Origin of the sequence: Thiocapsa sp. (genome assembly GCF_018399035.1) — a bacterium.
In the GTDB taxonomy this organism is placed as follows: domain Bacteria; phylum Pseudomonadota; class Gammaproteobacteria; order Chromatiales; family Chromatiaceae; genus Thiocapsa.
In genome coordinates, this window is record NZ_CP073760.1 from 672899 (window position 1) to 690546 (window position 17648).

15 protein-coding genes are annotated in these 17648 nt (G+C 63.0%); 1 reads left to right on the plus strand and 14 read right to left on the minus strand.

The window, feature by feature from the left end:
- The 10 genes from KFB96_RS03105 to KFB96_RS26300 all read right to left on the minus strand — a co-directional run bounded on the left by KFB96_RS03105 (position 1) and on the right by KFB96_RS26300 (position 13072).
- Complete coding sequence (locus KFB96_RS03105; RefSeq protein WP_213458907.1) at positions 1 to 1227, minus strand: AAA family ATPase; 1227 nt, start codon at positions 1225 to 1227, stop codon at positions 1 to 3.
- A gap of 29 nt (positions 1228 to 1256) precedes the next feature.
- Entirely contained in the window at positions 1257 to 4031 is a 2775-nt protein-coding gene (locus KFB96_RS03110; RefSeq protein ID WP_300971258.1) for a DNA methyltransferase, read from the minus strand.
- A gap of 29 nt (positions 4032 to 4060) precedes the next feature.
- Positions 4061 to 5410, minus strand: a complete 1350-nt coding sequence (locus KFB96_RS03115) for a hypothetical protein (RefSeq protein WP_213458909.1) — start codon at positions 5408 to 5410, stop codon at positions 4061 to 4063.
- A 278-nt stretch (positions 5411 to 5688) separates the two neighbouring features.
- Positions 5689 to 6198, minus strand: coding sequence for a hypothetical protein (locus KFB96_RS03120; protein WP_213501706.1), 510 nt, complete (start codon positions 6196 to 6198; stop codon positions 5689 to 5691).
- The gene (locus tag KFB96_RS03125) at positions 6191 to 7480 is read right to left on the minus strand and encodes an AAA family ATPase (protein ID WP_213458913.1); all 1290 of its coding nucleotides are present in this window, start codon (positions 7478 to 7480) and stop codon (positions 6191 to 6193) included. The genes KFB96_RS03120 and KFB96_RS03125 overlap by 8 nt, the downstream gene beginning before the upstream one ends.
- Before the next feature lie 68 nt (positions 7481 to 7548).
- Complete coding sequence (locus tag KFB96_RS03130) at positions 7549 to 7974, minus strand: type II toxin-antitoxin system VapC family toxin (protein ID WP_213458915.1); 426 nt, start codon at positions 7972 to 7974, stop codon at positions 7549 to 7551.
- Positions 7971 to 8222, minus strand: a complete 252-nt coding sequence (locus KFB96_RS03135; RefSeq protein ID WP_213458917.1) for a type II toxin-antitoxin system Phd/YefM family antitoxin — start codon at positions 8220 to 8222, stop codon at positions 7971 to 7973. Before KFB96_RS03135 ends, KFB96_RS03130 begins: the two co-directional genes overlap by 4 nt.
- 58 nt (positions 8223 to 8280) lie before the next feature.
- Positions 8281 to 12027 carry a DUF6079 family protein gene (locus KFB96_RS03140; protein WP_300971259.1) on the minus strand — a complete coding sequence of 1249 codons (3747 nt, stop codon included), beginning with the start codon at positions 12025 to 12027 and terminating at the stop codon, positions 8281 to 8283.
- Positions 12028 to 12039: 12 nt separating this feature from the next.
- Positions 12040 to 12516: a BREX-3 system P-loop-containing protein BrxF gene (gene brxF / locus KFB96_RS03145; protein WP_213458919.1), complete on the minus strand. Its 477-nt coding sequence runs from the start codon at positions 12514 to 12516 to the stop codon at positions 12040 to 12042.
- A 424-nt stretch (positions 12517 to 12940) separates the two neighbouring features.
- On the minus strand, positions 12941 to 13072 hold the full coding sequence (locus KFB96_RS26300; protein ID WP_300971260.1) for a hypothetical protein: 132 nt from the start codon (positions 13070 to 13072) through the stop codon (positions 12941 to 12943).
- Positions 13073 to 13149: 77 nt separating this feature from the next.
- Between KFB96_RS26300 and KFB96_RS03150 the strand changes: the two genes are divergently transcribed.
- On the plus strand, positions 13150 to 13392 hold the full coding sequence (locus KFB96_RS03150) for a DUF6868 family protein (protein WP_213458921.1): 243 nt from the start codon (positions 13150 to 13152) through the stop codon (positions 13390 to 13392).
- A gap of 86 nt (positions 13393 to 13478) precedes the next feature.
- On the opposite strand, the gene KFB96_RS03155 is transcribed toward KFB96_RS03150, so the two are convergent.
- The 4 genes from KFB96_RS03155 to KFB96_RS03170 all read right to left on the minus strand — a co-directional run bounded on the left by KFB96_RS03155 (position 13479) and on the right by KFB96_RS03170 (position 17602).
- Positions 13479 to 13739: a histidine kinase gene (locus KFB96_RS03155; RefSeq protein WP_213458922.1), complete on the minus strand. Its 261-nt coding sequence runs from the start codon at positions 13737 to 13739 to the stop codon at positions 13479 to 13481.
- A 166-nt stretch (positions 13740 to 13905) separates the two neighbouring features.
- Positions 13906 to 14952, minus strand: a complete 1047-nt coding sequence (locus tag KFB96_RS03160; protein ID WP_213458924.1) for a toprim domain-containing protein — start codon at positions 14950 to 14952, stop codon at positions 13906 to 13908.
- Between the two features lie 100 nt (positions 14953 to 15052).
- Entirely contained in the window at positions 15053 to 15556 is a 504-nt protein-coding gene (radC, locus tag KFB96_RS03165) for a DNA repair protein RadC (protein ID WP_213458926.1), read from the minus strand.
- A gap of 264 nt (positions 15557 to 15820) precedes the next feature.
- Positions 15821 to 17602, minus strand: coding sequence for a VWA domain-containing protein (locus tag KFB96_RS03170; RefSeq protein ID WP_213458928.1), 1782 nt, complete (start codon positions 17600 to 17602; stop codon positions 15821 to 15823).
- Positions 17603 to 17648 lie beyond the last annotated feature (46 nt).

The following is a 17648-nucleotide window of genomic DNA, read 5'->3' on the forward strand; positions in this document are numbered from 1 at the left end:
CTACCTCGCATCGAGATAATCGCTGTACCAAAGACCGCCCAGAGGCAATCCCTCGGACACCAGGTGACCGACATCGGCAAGCTCCGACGCCCGCTGGATCGCGGAGAAGCCGTCGGCGCCCTTCTGGAGCACCCAGACCTCTTCCGGAGACAAGGCATCGACGAAATAGGGCTGGTGCGTCGTGACGAAGATCTGCGGGGCACCCTTTTTGCCCGTCGCATGGGCACGAAACTCCTGGGCAAGCGCCTCCAGCAGTTTGTGATACAGACCGTTTTCGGGTTCCTCGATGCAGATGAAGGGAGGCGGATCCGGGTCCTCCAAGAGGAGTAGATACGCAAAGACCTTCAGTGTACCGTCAGACATCTGCTGGGCGAAGAATGGGTCCACAAAGGCGCCATCGTTGAAGCGCAACAGAACCCGCTTATCCGCGGTTTCCAAGGTGTCGATGTCCGTGATCCCCGGGATTTTGGCCGCAATGCGCTGGAGGATACGCTTGAACCGATCCTTGTGGTCGCGCTCCATGAACTGCACGACGTTACCGATATTGTCCCCATGGATGTTGAGATGCCGCTGAGGACCGGCACTCGGTAAGCCGCGCGCCGCGTCGGGGTGAAAGTACGACAGATACCAACCCTTCAAGAAATCCCGAAAACGCTTGATGCGCGGATGCTCCATCAGCGTGCCGAGTGTGGCGATGCCCAATTGCCGCCGGTCGGTCAATTCAACATCCAAGCGCGCTTTGCCCTCCTCCTCGGCACCCTCCACGGCATCTTCGCCCGACCAAACCGTCCCTTTTCCATGCTGCAGGCGCAGAAAGGGGAACAGCCGACCACGGGTGGTGCCTTTGCGCGCCTGTTTAAGCACCTCGGACTCGACGAAGGGTCGCCCGGTCTTATCCAAGGCCACGGACAGCTCGTAAGAGATCGGCCGGTCGTTCGGCGCCTCGCGATAGAAGACTTCGAATCGAATAGGACCCTGTTGGCCCTTGGACAGCAGACGCTCGTATCCGCCGCGCTGCTTGATGTCGCAGGCCGTCTCGACATCGGTCGCCAAGCAGTCCGCGACGAATCCGAAGGCATCGAACAGCGAGCTTTTCCCAGAGCCGTTCTTGCCGATGACGACCGTGAACGGGGTCAGCGGCTTGCCTTGACCGCCGGAGAGACGGCCCAGCGCCACATCCTTCAGCGGCCGGAAGTTCTGCACCCGAAACCCTTCAATAATGGCCATCTAGCCCTCCTCCGTCGCCGCTTCGCGGTTTAACTCTGCGCATCGGACAGCGTCAGCGCTTGGTCATACCACAGCAGTAGCTTCTCGTCTTCCTGCAGCGCCAGCTCGGGGATCTTCCGGGCCACCGAGATGATGGTTCGATGATCCTTTTGGGACCAGGCCGCTTTGAAACCGGCGCGCAGCACCTCCAGCCGGAACTCCTTCAGGCGGCGCGCGGGATTGGCGCGATAGGTCTCGAACGCCTTGAGCAGGGTCTTCTCGCGCTTTTTCTCCAAGTCGGCTGCCTTGTTCGGGTCCGGGACATACCAGCGTTCCTTGGCCTTGGCGACCAGACCCGGATCGACCTTGTTCATGCCGCGATACTCGTGGAAGTTCTTCGACAGATAATTCGTGATCTGGGTGGGGACGTCCCCGGCACCCTCGTAGCGCAGAAAATTGTCTTCCAGAAGGGCGCTCAGCTCGGGCTTCTCCTCGTGTTTGCGCCAGCCCGCGCCGAGTTGGGCGATGTACTCGGGATGCACCTCTTGGTAGGTCGATGGGCGCTTCTTCAGGAAGTCCGTCAGCCAGTCGATCGCGCTGCGCTCATCCGAGACGAACAGTTCCATCTGCGGTGCCCGGGTGACTCGCGCGCGCTGCATTTCGTAGTGGCCGACTTGCTCGGGCAGGAACACCATGCCGTCGCGCTCCGGGAAGTCGCGTTGGCTCAGCCCCTCCAGAAACTCGTCGCTCGATAGCGGAACCGGGGCGTCATGCCGCACGAACCAGGCGATCATCCGGTCGTAGATCCGCCTCGGGTCGCGCTCGACAATGAACTCCAGCTCGCCGTCCTTGGGCTTGGTCACCGAAAGCTGCTTCAAGTGAGTCTGTACGAAGTCCCAGGCCGACTCCGGGGTGGCGCCCCGTTGCGCGAAGCGCTGCTCCAGACCGCCGTTCGGCTTGTAGGCGGAGATGACCAGATCCTGTTTGACGGCGGTGGTCGAGGTGACCTGCCGATAGCTCCCCTGCTGTTTATCCAGCGCGGTCACCTCGGCGACCACGAAACCGGCCTGTTGCAGGGCGACCTGAATGGCATTCCAGACGCTCGCTCGGCTGTTGGAGAAGACCACGGTCATCCAGCGGCCCGGCTTGAGCACCCGGTAATACTCGGCGAAGCAACGCTGCATCAGACGCTGGTATTCGGGCAGGGCCTTCTTCTTAAAGCGATCGATGATCGCCTCGGGCCGTGCGTCGGTGGTCACGCCATGCCAGGACTCGACGAGAAAATTGAGGTCGGCGTAATAGATGTTCTCGCCGAAGGGCGGGTCGGTGAAGATGTAGTCGATACTCGCGCCGGGAAGCTCTAAGCGCTCTGCGGTGCTGGTGGTCACAGCTACGCAATCGCGACTTGATCGAAAATCCGAAAAAATCTTAGCGAGCCTCTTCCCGCGTGCTTCTACGGCGTACCATGGAGAAAGCTCACAGCTGTGGGAAGGGACATAGTAGACGCCCGGTAGATATTTGTTTACTTGCTTGAATCCTTGCGGCTGAAACCGATTCAGAACCGAGCTTGTCCAGATAGCTTGCTCAACAAAAAACAGCAGAGCATGGCGCAACCGAGGATCCGGATGACCTTTCGCTTTTCGCCATAACGAACCCAAGGCATGAGCGGGTCGGGTTAGAAAGAAGTGGTGGATATGAGTAATACCGGCCTGATCCATTCTGGCCCGCTCATGCGTCATGTGCATCGGCGGGATAGACTGTGTAGGAACATCCGCGGGAAACTGCATTGATTCGATCCTGGCCAATACATCTAGATCATAAGAGTCTGGAAGTTTTTCATAACGTGTCTTCCCGAGTATGTAAAGAATAAGCACTGGCTCTCGTTTAGGTGTAGCTAGCGCGAGGCCAGTCGCTGCGTCTATTGTGGATAGGAATAGCCTCTCAAGTCGCTGTTTTGTCATCTCGCTTGCACAATGAGGGCAACAAAAGACGCTCCGAACTTGCTTTGTACTTGGGTCAACCGCCTCTTTGACGAAGTTGATCGCGCCGGTGCACTCGGGACAACTATATATTTGGCTCCAGACGACGTACTCGATCCGCCCCTTGGTTCTGCCGTCCGAATGCAGGGTCTCATACATCCAACCGATCTCTTGCTCGACCTCCTTGAGCAGTTGCTTGCCGGCTGTTGCGAAGGCGTCGACATCGAAGGGCAGGTTGTAGTTGGCCGCGATGAAGGTCGCCGCCGGCGACAGGTCGTTGAGGATCACCCGGCGCGCACCCCACTTGGGCGCCGCCTTGCCCTGCCGCTTCCACTCCTGCTCCAACTGAAGCCGGTAGACGGCGGGCGCGGCGCCGCACCACTGAGCCGCCACCCCGGTCATCCCCGAGCCGGCAAAGCCGTCCAGCACCAGATCGCCCGGCTCGGTGTAATGCAGGATCGAGGGCACGATGGCCAGATGCGGCACCTTGGTGTGATAGGAATGCGCCTTATAGAGCTGGTCTGTCTTGCCGACCGAGACATCGATCGCGAGCGGCTCGCGGCTGTAGCTCACCGCCGGATCGTATGGCGTGCCATGGTGCCGGACGAAGTCATCCAGCCAGGGATTCGGGCAAGCGGTGTAATACGGCGGATCGGACATGGCGAGGATGGCCTCGTCCGTGCCCTTCGGAAAACCCTCCAGCGCGCGAAACGCCGGATCCTTGAGCCTCTCGGCCAGCAGTGCCAGATAGCGCTCCCGGCGCGCCTGATCGCTCGGGAAGGTTTGGCCCAGGCAATCAACCGCACTTGGGTTACTCGTAATTCGGTCACGCAAGAAATCATTCACACTATTCTTCCTGTATCCCTGTCTCGCGATTACACCGCGTCGAGTTTGGCTCGTAAATCCGGATAAGCGTAGTAAGAGTCTTGGTCGCCGCCTGCGCGCACCGTCATGACTTCCACGAAGCTACGCCAGTCGTCCAGTGTCGCCCCCAGTAAGGCTCGCGTCTGATCGAAGACGGTGACCAAGATGGCCGGCGTTCCACCCGCGTTAAAGATTTGGTCGTTTCCCGAGACCGTAGCCAACAACGACCGCACATGCTCCTCATTAAAATGCTCCGACAGCCGAACGATCAGCGCCTGACCAAGATCTTCAGCCCGTCGATAGTTCTTTGCTGTGGCATAGATTTCGATCGCTCTATCTGCAAACTCGCGTTTCGGGCTCTCCGTGATGATGCCAATCTGCGTTGTTTCATCGAACGCGTCGAAGCGCTCCGTCAGCACATGAGCCAGATCGGGGATATTGAAAGCATCGAAAACGGAGAACGCCTTCAGGGTCTCAACACTGTCCGACTCTACGAGCGTTCGTAGGCGTATGCGGACCGGCTCGGACAGCCATGACCAGATACGTCGATCTACTTCGAGATAGGTACAGAGCCTGAGAAGGACATCGTCTCCAACGCCGTCAAAGCGCTGAGATATAAAAGAGGGAGCGAACTTGTCATAAATCGCGGTCTTTGCGTGGTAGATTTCCCCCAATGCCAGCGCAAGCAGCCGCTCTTTTCCGAGATATTTCGCTCGCTCGGCTCCGAATGGTGCAGTGAGCACACCTTTCATCAAGTTGATGACGAGCACATCCTTCGCGCGATCAAGATATTTGACCCGCAGGTACCTTCCAATTGCGTCAGGTAGTACGGGGAAAGATGCGCTAAGGAGATCCGCATCGAATCGCGCGACAGCACTCTTTCCTTGAAGTGGTGCATGAACCAGCAGATGCTGAAGCGCATGGACGATATGGGAGCGTGCCAACTCCAAACTGGGCTGATAGAGTTCGTCGTCGAACACGAAAGCCGGATGGGCGCAGAGATTTCGATCGTCCTGAAGTCTTTTCAAGGCGTCGTATTCGTGAGGCGCGAGAAGCTGTAAACGATCGTTCGACGTTTCGAGTATGTTGCTCTCAATGCGCTGAAGCTTGCGCAAGTCATCTGCTGCAATCGCCTTATCGAGTTCGGTCACGAAGGCTTGCGGATCTGCCTCACCTTGAGTTGCCAACTCTCGTGCCTTTGAGATGATGTCGTAGACGATCGCTATCCATGTTGACATGATGGCTGACCTTAACGCACCGCCACGGTAGGCCGCAATTGCCTCCATGATGAGTCGGCGCGACTCGCGGTCACGCACGCCTAACGCGAGGCTGTCGATATCGGTTAGTTCTTGGCTGAACATCCACCCTCTCTCAATCTGATGCCGCAAAAACTTGATGAAAAATTGGCCTTGTGCCGTTTTGTGTGGCATTCCCGGAAGTTAATCGGATCTCGAATGCCCCAGTCCATTTCCCCGTCATACAACCGCGCACATCTTCAAGGACTTAGACTGAGCCTCCACCGCGTCCCACCAGACGGGCGGACTTCTCGTGGGCGAGTCCGGCCATAAACCGCGTGACCTGAGCCCGATCGATGCGGGTGTTGCGATCGGGTCTTGAAACCCACTTCAGTCGCGCGGCGCTATCGGCGGCGGCGTGGTATTGCGACGGGCCGCACCGGCTGGTAAGCCTTCAAACCCCGGTCGCCTGTCAGGATTTCGACGCAGTAGCCGGCACGTGCGTAATACTCGGCGACGTCCTTGATCGTCGCATCGCCGATCGATGTGCCCCCGGCGGCGAGTTCGGGCCAAGTGTCGGCCAAGGCTCTCAGGTTGTCCGCCTGCCAAAGTGGCGATTGTTCAGTGAAGGCAGCCCATGGAGAGTTGGCGTCGGCCGCTTCTCTAAGGTATTGCGCCAGTTCGGTGGCGCGGTCGAAACGATGGCTGGGTGCCTGGGCAATATGGTTGCCGGTCTCGATCAAGGTCGCCATCGGCAGGACGAAGGTGCTCTTTTGTTGGCGCTCGGATTCCAGCAGGGTGTTGATGCGTGTGTGATCCCAACGGTCGTCTGCGGGTCCGGATTGCTCCTTGCCCGGCACACGCAGCCAGCAGCACAGAACCGTGGTGTCGAGAACCAGAACCCGCCTAGTCATGTGCTGCCCTTGCCGGCGGTTCACCGGCGGGCTGCGCAGACAAACTCTTCTCGATCAGACCTTGGCTGGATAGGCGTCCGACCGGACCTTGTGCCAGCAACTTCGGTAATTGGGCGACGTCTTCGAGAAGGGTCAGAACACTATGGCCGGTTTCTCGATCGCGGTGGGCCACCGTGATAAAGGGCACCATCTCGGTCCCCATCGCATCGAGCAAGGCCGGATTGTGTGTTGTCACCAACACATCCACGCCCCGAGCAGTGCCGACGTCCTTGAGCATTTCAAGCAGCAAATTGGCGCGGGACGGATGGAGGCCATTATCGACCTCCTCGACAACGAGAAGACTCGCCTGCGGGCGGGTGAGTAGGGCCGTCAGAATCGCGAGAAATCGCAAGGTCCCGTCGGACATGCCGCGTGCGTCAACCGTCGGCGGCTCGCCGCAATCCAGCCACTGCTCTTCGCAATACAGCATGGCATCGGAGTTGAATTTGCCGACGGTTTCGGCATAGATCCGCCGGATATCCCGTTCGGGTAATCGGCTTGCGTATCGGGTCAGGGTGTCCTCGATGTCTTGCCGCTTCTCATCCGGCAGCGCTGCAAGCACGCCGGCGATGTTCCCGGCGTCAGGCTCGATCTTGTCCGCTAGCGCCGAATAGCCGCGCATGTGAGACGGTATCGGGTCGAGGATGAAAATATCGCGCAACGCCGAGATTGTGGCGTTGACGGCATCCTGGATCTCAGCCCTGAGTTTCTGTCCGACGAGTTGAAACAGCACCGCGTGGGACCGCCCAAGCTGTCGTGGGGAACCCTGTTTCTCGTTGTAGAGTCGGGCGATGATGGTGGGCGATTCGTCCGCACAGTGGTCTGTTCGAAAGAGTTTGATGGTGCCGGCAGGGGATTTCCTTGTTCCGTGCTTTCCAGCCCGATAGCGGACGCGGGTCAAGTACTCGGCATGGAGGTCGCACCGGCTCTCGGTGATGCGCCCCTCCAGGCGATACTCGTAGTCGGTCAGGTCGTCTGCTCGACACACGACACCGATCGAGAACATCGAGCAGGGGCGGCGGGCGGCCCACTCGGCGCCGCCGCGGAGTGGAGGTCTAGTCCCGTCCCCCTGTAAGGCCGCGGTCAGCATGACGCCCGAAGCGATACGATTGAGGAACTGAAGGGCATCGAGGGCGTTGGATTTTCCGCTCGCGTTGGTTCCGACCAGGATCGACAAGGGATCGATATGCAGCGACGCCCGCTCATAGCTCTTCCAGTTTTCCATGCGGAGTTCAGTGATCATGGCCGGGTCGACTCATGCGATGGCAAATGCGCCGTGCTGTTTCGGGTTTGGGCACTGACTCGGTGTCGTCATGTGTCGGATGCGCCGGCCCAAGGATTGACCACGCGCAGCGACGGCACACGGAAGTCCGCCAGGTTTCGGGTGACCAGGGTCAGGCCGTGCACAAGCGCCGTTGCGGCGAGCAGGCTATCGATGGCGGGGAGCGGACGGCGCGCATCGGCGCAAAGCCGGCCCCAACGCTCCGCGATGGTTCCGTCGATGTCGAGGATGCGGCCGGCAAAGTAGACGGGGACGTCGGACTCGAGCCATGCAGAGAACGACGCCTTGCGATCGCCCTCGGGCATCGCATGGATCCCCTTGCGGAGCTCCCCGAGGGTGAGGACAGAGAGATGCAACGACCCGGCCGGACGCTCGGCGAACCAATCGGCAACGCCAGGATGAGGAACGCGTTTCTTGAGCTCGGATAGGGCGTTGGTATCGATCAGCCAGGTCACAGATCGACCTCGCGGGTCACACTCTCGTCGCGCGGGAAGACGACGTCCTCAGCCCCGTACAGGGGGGATCGCCGCATGAATTCCACGAGCGACTCGCGCGGCTTGGTCAATTGGTCGTAGTCGGTCCGCGACAGCACGACCACCGCAGGCTCGCCCCGCAAGGTGATCTCCTGCGGTTCATCATTGGCCGCGAGCCGGACCAGCTCGCTCAAGCGAGCCTTTGCATCCTGTAACGCCCATTGACGCATCGAGACCTCCGGCGTGCCTTGCTCTAGTCAGACTGGTCAGTATAGTCATGAATCGCGATCATTCCACCACGAACCGCAGCTTCCCGGCATCCTTGCCCTTGCACCGCTCGGCGAGAAAGGTCTCGAACCGCTTGCGCAGATCATCCGGCGTCGCCGGCGAGCCACCGGCGAGCAGGGCTTGTTTGATGTCGTCGCCGCTGACCGCGATCTTCTCCAGTCCCGACAGGGCCTCTTGGATCGCGAGAACGAATCCAGGCGTGACCGGATCGGGGAGCACCCGTGTCGCCATGAAGCTCTGAACGAGATCACGCTGGGGCGCCTTGAGCAGATCGAAATTGGCCTGGATGATGGGGTCGTCCAGATTATCCAAGAGCGTCTGCTGCCAGCCGTCCACGAGCCGATCCAGCTCCTCGTCCAACGCCGTGAGGAGGTTCGCGGCCGGGAGGAGGTCGCCTTGTTCATTGGCGGGGCGGAAGCCGCAGTGCGGGCAGACCGGGCTCACGGCCAGCTCGGCATCGACCAGCGCGGCGCAGCTCTTGAGCTTGTCGAGCTTGTCCTCGAACGCGGTGAGCTGGCCGGTCGGCATCAGGGCGATGCCGGCCAGGGTGCGCAGCATCGCGAGCCGCGGATCCTTGCGCAGCGCTGACTTGGTCTTGTCTTCCGACACGCCCAATCGGGCCTTGCTGTGCTGGGCCACATAGGCGGTCAGGTAGTCCTTCTTCAGCGCGGCGAGACGTTGGCGATATTCGGGGGCGTGCTGCGCGGCGGGATCCTGCTGCAGTCTGTCGAGGATCTCCTTGCGGGCGATTTGCGCTTGCTTCACCCATGGATGGCCGTTGTCGAGCACCAGCTCGGCTTGGGACAGGTATGCGGCAGCCGTTCCCAGCTCCGCGACCAGGTCGCGGAGACGCTCGACCTGGCCCAAGGTCTCCAGGTTCTTTTTCTGCGACTCGACGTCGTCTTGGGTCAACCGCAGATTCTTGAGCTTGCCGACGCTGTTGTATGGCGACAGCCCTTCCAGGAAGGTCTTGAGTGCGGAGAGCCGCGCGAGCGCATCTTTGAGCTGCTCGTCGCGCAGCAGCGATTGACCCCAGAAGCTCAGGCGGTTCTGCAGATCCGTGCCGACGGTCAGCACCAGGCCAACCCACTTGGCGACGGCGCCCTGCAGCTCCTTTACCGGCTCTTCTTTGCCTTGGGTCGCCATCTGGGCCAAGCCCGACGGCAGCCCCAACAGCTCGAACAGCGTCCGCAGGACCTCGACATTGATCTCTTTCGGCGCATCGATGTACTTGAATGCCTTGAGCTCATCCAGGGAACGCTCGGCCAGCAGCGAGAGCTTGCCGGAATCGATCTTGTCGCCGGCGATCGCGAGCACCAGGTCGCCCGAGTGGACTAGGCCGGCGAGCACGACCGTGAAGAGGTCGGGCTCCAGACGAAAGCGCACCGGCGCGAAATACTCGATGTCGGTGGCACCGCTGACCAACTCGCCGCGGTTGAGAACCTGGCCGTGGCCTTTGGCCTTGAGACGGTTCAGGACCTCCTGAGCGTACCTGGATCGCGTCGGCTCGATGCGGTCGCCGTCGAGCATCTCCAGCGCATCCAGCACGGCAACCGCGTCCTTGGTGCGTGCACCACCCGCCAACCAACGCAGGGCGCCGAGCATGAGCTGCTTGCGGTTCATCTCGGTCAACAGGATCGAGAAGGTCGGATACTCGGGGGCCATGTCGGCAAACGATTGGCCGAGTGCCAGGCCGGAGACCACGTTGACGACATCCCGGAAGTTCACGCGTTCGTCTGCGCCCAGGTGTGCCTTGTCGCGCAGACCGACACCGCGCACCCAGTCCTGCAGCGGCTTGGTCTTGCCGCCGAAGGTGACCTCAAGCGCCGTCATCTGTTTCTCTTGCAACCACTTGCTCATGGCTTGCAGCGACTCATTCGCCTTCGAGACATAGACCGACCTGGCGTTGCCGCTCGCGGTGGCCGCCAGATCCAAGGCCGCGGCGTAGCGGCCGATCTGGTGCCGAATCTCGTCGTCGAGACCCTTGAGCCGGAAGAAGACCTCGTCGCTCAGGTGCTCGTCGCGAAAACGCGGCGGGTCGAACGGCTGGATGAAGTAGATGTAAAAGTCACGCGGCGGCTGGGCCGTCGGACGATCGTTGGGCGCACCGAAGAAAAGGTAGCCGGTGCGCTCGACGCGGCGCTCCAGCCATTCAATCTGGTACTGCCAGATCTGAAAGCCGGAGACATAAGTGCTTTCGTCGGTGCGCTCCATGAGCTGGCGAACCGCGCTGAAGTAGGCGCGGTCGAGGGCGTCGTCCGAGAGAGCATCGGCGCGCTTGTCGATCTGCGCGTCGTAGTCGATGTCTTTCTTGAGGTCCAGGTAGAACTGGTCGGTGCCGGGTGCCTTGGAGATGAACTGCCCATTGACGGTCTTGAGGATCTCGCGCAGGCAGGTCAGGACCATTGTGAGGAGATCGGCGGCCGGCTCGCCGCCGAGATCCTCGATGCCGGGATGATAGAGACAGAGGGTATCGCGCAGCTCCTCCGCCGTCGCCCCGATGGGGATGTAGATATCGCCGCCGGTCGTGAGTCGGTGCACCGAGAGAGCCGCGATCAGGCGCAGCGCCATCGGCGTGTAGGCCGGTCGGGTGAAGGCTTGCTTGACGCGTCCGGTCAGCACCTCGGAGACCTTGATGACGGGGCTGATGCTCGGGTCCGAGCGCAACACGGAGTTGGCGGTGACGGTGTCCCAGAAGCGGTCGTAGGCGATCAGGCCGGGCCGATCCGTCGGGATCTCCTCGTCGAGGATGGCTTGGATCTGGTCGCGAATGGTGACGAGGGCGCCACGCTTCTCGGTGAAGATGAGCCGATCGAAGGTGCCGATATAGTCCGGGTGCACGGGGAACAGGCGGACGTAGTCGTCCATCCGTTCGTTCATGTTGCCGTAGAAGCGGGCAAAGGGTGTCAGGTAGGTCCGGATTTTCAGGTGTTGGTCGGAGGTCTTTTTGAGCAGCCGCTCGGCGACCACGAAGCTCACATCCTGACGTGCCAGGAGCACCTGGGTGAAACGATCCTTGACGCGGCGCAGGCTGTCGGCGACATGCTCGAAGCGGCTGCTGTCGAAGACGGCCTCCTGCACGCCGGCGACGAAACGAAAGCGCAGATGCTTGCACACCTCGCCGATTTCGCGCAGGAAGGAGAGATCCAGCACCAGGGCGTGATCCTTGCGGGATCGCAGAAACTCCAGGAACTCGTCGACCACGAGCAAGACGCCCTGGTCGGGGTAGACCTCGGCGAAGGCGGCCATCATCTGCTCGAAGGCGGCTTTGTTGTTGACGACCTGGTCGGCCGGCGGAAAGCTGAATTCCACTCCGAGCTTCGCGAGAAAAAGGGTCAGCTCGCCGGTCACGATCTCGCGCAACGACATCTCGCTCGAGATCTCGATGCGGTGGACTTTGAACGTGCCGGCGATGCTCTCGGCCGCCGCCGCGACCTTGGGGTGGCCGAGCAAGGGTGTGTAGGCCGCGTTCTCCGCGACCAGCGAGACCACCGACATCAGGTGCGATTTACCGATGCCATAGTTGCCGACCACGAGGACGCCCTTGTGGTCGACGGCCGGATCGAACGAGAGCTGCGGGATGATGACCTCGGCGATGCGCGTGGCCATCTCGTCGGAGATCACATAGGTCGAAACGAGCTTTTGCGCCTCATCCGGTCGGTTGGCGTCGAGCAGTTGGATGACCGACTCGATCGGCTCGAATTGGATGAGATCCCGGTAGCGCATGGCAGCGTCCTGTTTGGTCAAGGCGGTGTTCCGTCAATCCTGGAGGTCGAGGGTGACGACGCCATCCAGGGCGTCATCGCGATATTCCGGATGCCCCGGCTCGGCATAGGTCAGCCGCGGCCCGCGTTCGGTGTGCCGCAGCTCGCCCGGCCAGACGGCGACGATCACCCGCGCCTGTGCCAAGCGTTTGAGCAGAGCGAGTGGATTCAGCTTCAGGGAGGCATCGAACAAAAGCTCGATGTTGTCGACGAGTAACGGGGATGCCGTAGCACGGGTCGTCTCGGCGATCTCCCGCAGCAGAGAGCCGGCCAGCAGATGGCGTTGGGTGCGTGGCAACGCGGCGAGACGCCGGCCCAGTGCCGAGCCCAAGGGACGGCGCTCGACACCGCGATGTTCGGCATACGCATCGAGCAGGGCCGTTTTGCCGCACCCCGGAGGGCCAACCAAAAGGATCAGCTTGTTTTGAAGGCTGGCGACGTCGTCGACCAGCGCACTCATCCGCGTCAACATGGTGCCTATCGTCTCCTCAGCGCGGCTCGGCGCCGATTCGTGGGCACTCGTCCATGACCGTCGGATACACGCGCTGCTCCCTATTGGTTTCGCTCTGCTGAGTCCCGTTTTGCACGACGCCGAGCCTCAGCTGGATGCCGATCGGTTTCGATGACAGAGCACACCTCACGAATCCGGCTTCGCCAACGTGGCCGGTTCATCCCGCCCGAGCATATCACCGCCTGCGCTGTCCGCGTACATATCGCCGAACGATCATGTCCACCGAAGGCCCCGAAAACCTGCCGGACGTCGTGTCGGTCTGTTCGGTTAAGGGTGAGCGTTCGGTCGCCGTCGGCGTGATTGAACTTGGCCGGCTGCTGTTGTCTGCCGCGCCAAATGGACCGGTCGAAAACCGCTCCGAGGAGGTCGTCGATGGTCGCTACCCTCAGCAGCACCCAGAGCTTTGGGCGTCCGCGAGCGGAACACCGACCAGCATGGCCTTGGACTGCACCGGCAGCAGGGTGGCGGAACCGAGTGTGGCGAGGAAAAGTCCGAGATTGTCAGGGATTGCCTCCATCAGTCGAGCGCGACGCCCTTACAGCGGAGCCGGACGCTCGGTGGAGGCATTTCGATCAGCGGCCATGGGGGTGAGGTATGACGACGACAGGCATCACGGAATTCCTGCTCTGGTGTGTCGGCATCAACTACGGATTTCTGCTTCTCTGGTTCGGGGTTTTCGCCCTGGCCCACGACTGGATATATCGCCTGCACAGTCGATGGTTCAGGCTCTCGGTCGAGACCTTCGACGCGATCCATTATGCGGGCATGGCCGCCTACAAGCTGGCCATCCTGTTGCTGAACCTGGCGCCGCTTCTCGCGATCTATCTGTCGGACTGACGATGCCGGGCCGGGTACCGAACGCTCCCAGTCGGAGCGGGCGCCGCTCCGGGCATGACCGGCGACGCCGCGTGGGTTCCGCGAGGTCAGGACCAGCTACGCGCGATCTTGCCCGGACCCCGCTCCCAAAGCTGTCTCAGCAGGGCAGGGCGCCCCTCCAGCGCTGCGACCAGGGCATCTTCGGCGGGTTCGTCGCCGCTGCGTTCCGCCCAAGCGCCCGCGAACCCGGCGAGCCATGCGCGCTGGGCGTGCGCGTCGTCGAGCGGCGGGAACAGGTCGGGCGTCCGAGCGCCTTCGAGGACGCGACTGCCGGCGTCGAACCAATCAAACATTGTCGTTTCGCTCATCGGGCATCGTCGGTGAACAGCCGAAAGTCGCGCAGTATCGCGCGCGGATCGACGCCGCAACAAAAAACCCACCGGCGCTTGCGCCCCGGCGGGTTTGCTTGGGTTGACGGGTGGCCTCGCCGACCGCGCACCCGTCGGGGTGCGGGTCGACGAGCTCACCGCTTGGTCAGGCCACCGCGCGCAGGTCCAGCCGCCACAGGTCGCACCAGTCGAGGCTTTTGCTGCCCTCCGGGATTGGCCCTTTCGGTAAATGCAGCGCTACCCGGATGCCTAGGGCGACAAGCCGCTCGCGCAGCGCGAGGGCGGCCTGCTCTCCGGTCCCCGAGCGATCCAGATCGGCCCAGATCACGACCAGCTCGACCCCCGGCGGCGGCACGAACCGCTGCAGCAGGGTCGCGGAGATCCCGGCCCAGACCGGCATCGCGGTGCGCTGGCGGATCACCAGTGCGGTCTCGATCCCTTCGGTGATCCCCAGTGTCGGACCGGCCGGGTAGAGCCGCACGGCACCCCCGCAGAGCGTGCCGATCGGCGGCATCATCTTCTTCGGATGCGCCACCGGGGCCTTGCGTCCCGCGCGATCGAGATAGATCCGGTGCAGCGACACCGACCGACCCTCGGCATCCGACACCTTGGCCACAAGCGCCGGGAAGGTGCCGATGCGCGTCGTCTTGTCGTAGTAGGCGAGCCCCGGATGAAACCGGAGCACGCGCGAGTCGGGTTCGGCATCGATGCCGCGACGGGACAGATACCGCCGCAGCGGGAGTGCCTGTCGGTCGTCCGGGTCCAGGGTCTCGGACCAGACACGCCGAAGGGCGGCCTCTGCCATGGTCGGGTCTAGGTCCGTGCGTGCGACGACGACCGGTCTCGGTCGCGCCTCGATCGTTCGCGGGTGTCCCGTGTCGAGGCCCAGATCCCTGGCGACTGCCTCCAGGGTCTCGCGAAAGCCCCAAGCGTTGGCCCACATCAGCAGCGCAAAACCGTCGCGACGGGGGCCGCAGCTGTTGCAGATCCCGCCGCCGGTTTCCGCCACATCGCGGAAGACCCGGAACCCGTCCGATCCGCCATGGACCGGGCAGGGCACGTGGCGACCCGGACGGGCCAGTGCGGGCTCCAAGGTCGGCGCGAGCCGACCGAGGATGCCGATCCAACGTCCGCGGGCGTGCTCGCGGACGGTCTGTGCGTCGATGGTCATCTGCTGTCTCGAATGGTTCATGCGGTGTGTCTCCGAGGTCGGGCGGGGCACACCTCCCCGACGGGGAGATCCGCCCCGCGGGGTTGAGTGGATTGGGTTCCTTGCGATGGCCGATCGACCGTCAGAGCACGCCGCGCTCGGCCATGGAGACGGCCTCGCCGTCGCCGACGATCATGTGATCGATCACCCGCACGTCGAACAGCGACAGACCTTCGCGCAGTCGCTGGGTGAGCCGCAGATCGGCTTGGGATGGCTCGGGAACGCCCGAAGGGTGGTTGTGGGCGAAGATGACCGCCGCCGCACCGGTCTCCACCACCTTGCGCAAAACCTCTCGGGGATGGACGCTGGCCCCGTCGATCGTGCCGCGGAACAGCTCCTCGTAGCGGATGACGCGATGGCGGTTGTCCAGATACAGGCAGGCGAAGACTTCGTAGTGCAGGCCGTAGAGCCGCAGCTTGAGATAGTCGCGCGTGGCCTCCGGGTTGGTCAGGCAGTCCTGCTTGACCAGGTACTTCTGCTCCAGGCAGCGGATGGCGTTGGCCACCAGCTCCCGATCGCTTTGCGGAAGGTCGGCCCGGCGCATGTGGTCGGGTTCCAGCGGCAGGGAGAGTTGGGGTTTCTTCATGGGTGGTGTCTCCGAGGTCGAGCGGGGAGACACGTCCCCCCGTGCAGGGAAGGGTGTCCCCGCGGGGTGGTGTGGAGCAGTGGGTTCGGCTGTGTTTCCGGCGGACCGGGCGGCCAGCGACCGCTTCTCGGAGATCCTCGACAGCGAGGATCCGGGGAACCGCGCTTGCGATGAACGCGCGAGCGCGCCCACGGCGAGCACACCTCCCGGACCCGGACCGGCCGTCCGCGAAGGACGACCGGCCCGCGGGCCCGATGGCTGGGGTCAGGTCAGGAGAAGCTGCTCGGCAATCCCGAACAACGCGGTCTTCAGGTCCGCGACGGCGTCGATCCGCACGGCGATCGGGAACAGACGCCCGACGTCCACGGCGATGCCCACGCCGATCATCTCGATGCCGGCCGCGCCGGCACGCTCGATCAGGTCGGCGGCGGTGCACAGGTCGTCGGGTTGTCCGTCGGTGAGGGTGATGATCACCTTGCGCGTCTCGCGACGGGCCAGCAGATCCGCCGCGGCGAACCACAGCGCTCCGGTCATCGGCGTACCGCCGCGACCGCGTTGGACGAACGCCCCGACGCGGGACGCCACCCGCTCGCCGTGCGCCAGGATCCGGGTCACCTTCTCGGCGTGACCCTGTAGGCTCGGGAACGCCGTCACCGCGCGCGAGACGCCTTTGACCGGCTCCAGGGCCAACGCCAGCGCCGCGGCCGCATCCAACGCGATCGCATCTCGGCCGGCGCTCATGGAGGAGGACAGATCCACCAGCAGGTGAATCGCCGTATTCGGCGCGATCGCCTGCTCCCGGATCCGGAACACCCGCGGGTCGCCGACACCGGCGCGGTGCAGGTGACGTGGACTCAAGGATCGTCCGCGACGACCCGCTCGGGCGCGTTCCAGGGTGTGGGTCTCGATCAAGCCCTGCAGACGCGCCGTAAGCTTCGCGGAGTGTCCATTGACGCGGTCCAGGGCCATCCGTCCCGATCGCAAGTCCCCGACGTACGCCTCCGCTGCGGGAAGCAGCGTCGCCGGATCGCGGTGTTGCCCGTTCAGGGCTTGGGCGACCGACGCGAAGAGATCCTCCGGAAGGTCGGCGTCGGTGGCGGACAGCGCCTGCTGCAGTGCACGGCGGGCGTCGTTGCCTGCCGTGGTGCTGTCGGGGTCGTTGGTCTGCTCGGTCTCTCGACCCTGGTTCAGGCTCTGTTCGGACGAGCCGGTCCCGGAGTCGGCACTTCGACCGTCTTGGCCCTTTTCGTCCTCCTCGTCCCGATCCTCTCCTCCATCGTCTGCGGATGCGCCGTTCTCGGATCCTCCGTCTCCGGCATCATCCTGTTCGGCGTCGCGTTCACTCGTCCCGGAGCCCGCATCCGAGTCCGCATCGCTATCCCCGTCGGACGGCGAAGTGGGCTGGATCGGCGCCGGAGGCGGCGGCTCTTGCGATTCCTCCTCGATCAACCCGACGATTCGCCGTGCGAGGTCGATCGACGCCGCCGTGTTCGCCAGCCTCGGGATCTCGGACATGAGTCCCTGCAGCCGATGGACGAAGCGCGGTTGGAAGACCGCCCGCATGGCGCGGTCGGCCTCCTTGGCATGGCTCGCCAGCGCCTCCTGCTTGCGGTAACGGTGCCGCGCCACGGCGAGGAACCCGTTGCCGAGGATGTCGGACGGACTCTCGGTCTCGCCCACTGCCGCCAGCGACCCGTCGGCCACCAAGGCGGCCACGATCGCATCGAGCGTCCTGCGGGTCCCCGGATAGGCGGCGATCAACTCGCCCTCGATCCGGATGTCTTCGATGACGCCTTGAATGAACCGCTCCAGCGGCGTGTGTGCCCTCGGCAGGGCGAAGTCGGTGTAGCGGACATGGGCCGCTTCGTGGGCCAGATAGCCCCACGCCAGCGTCCGCGCCGTCGCGTCGGACCCGATTGCGGGAATGACGATCACGCCGCCGTCGGTGAGGGCCTGCGTGCCGCCGACCCTTACGGGGATACCGAACTTGCGCCCGTAGGCGGCGGCGACGATCGGCAGTGCGTCGGTCAAGGTCTTGGGTGTCATGGTGTGCTCCTGAGTCAAGAAAGGGGCACACCACCCCGGCGGGGTC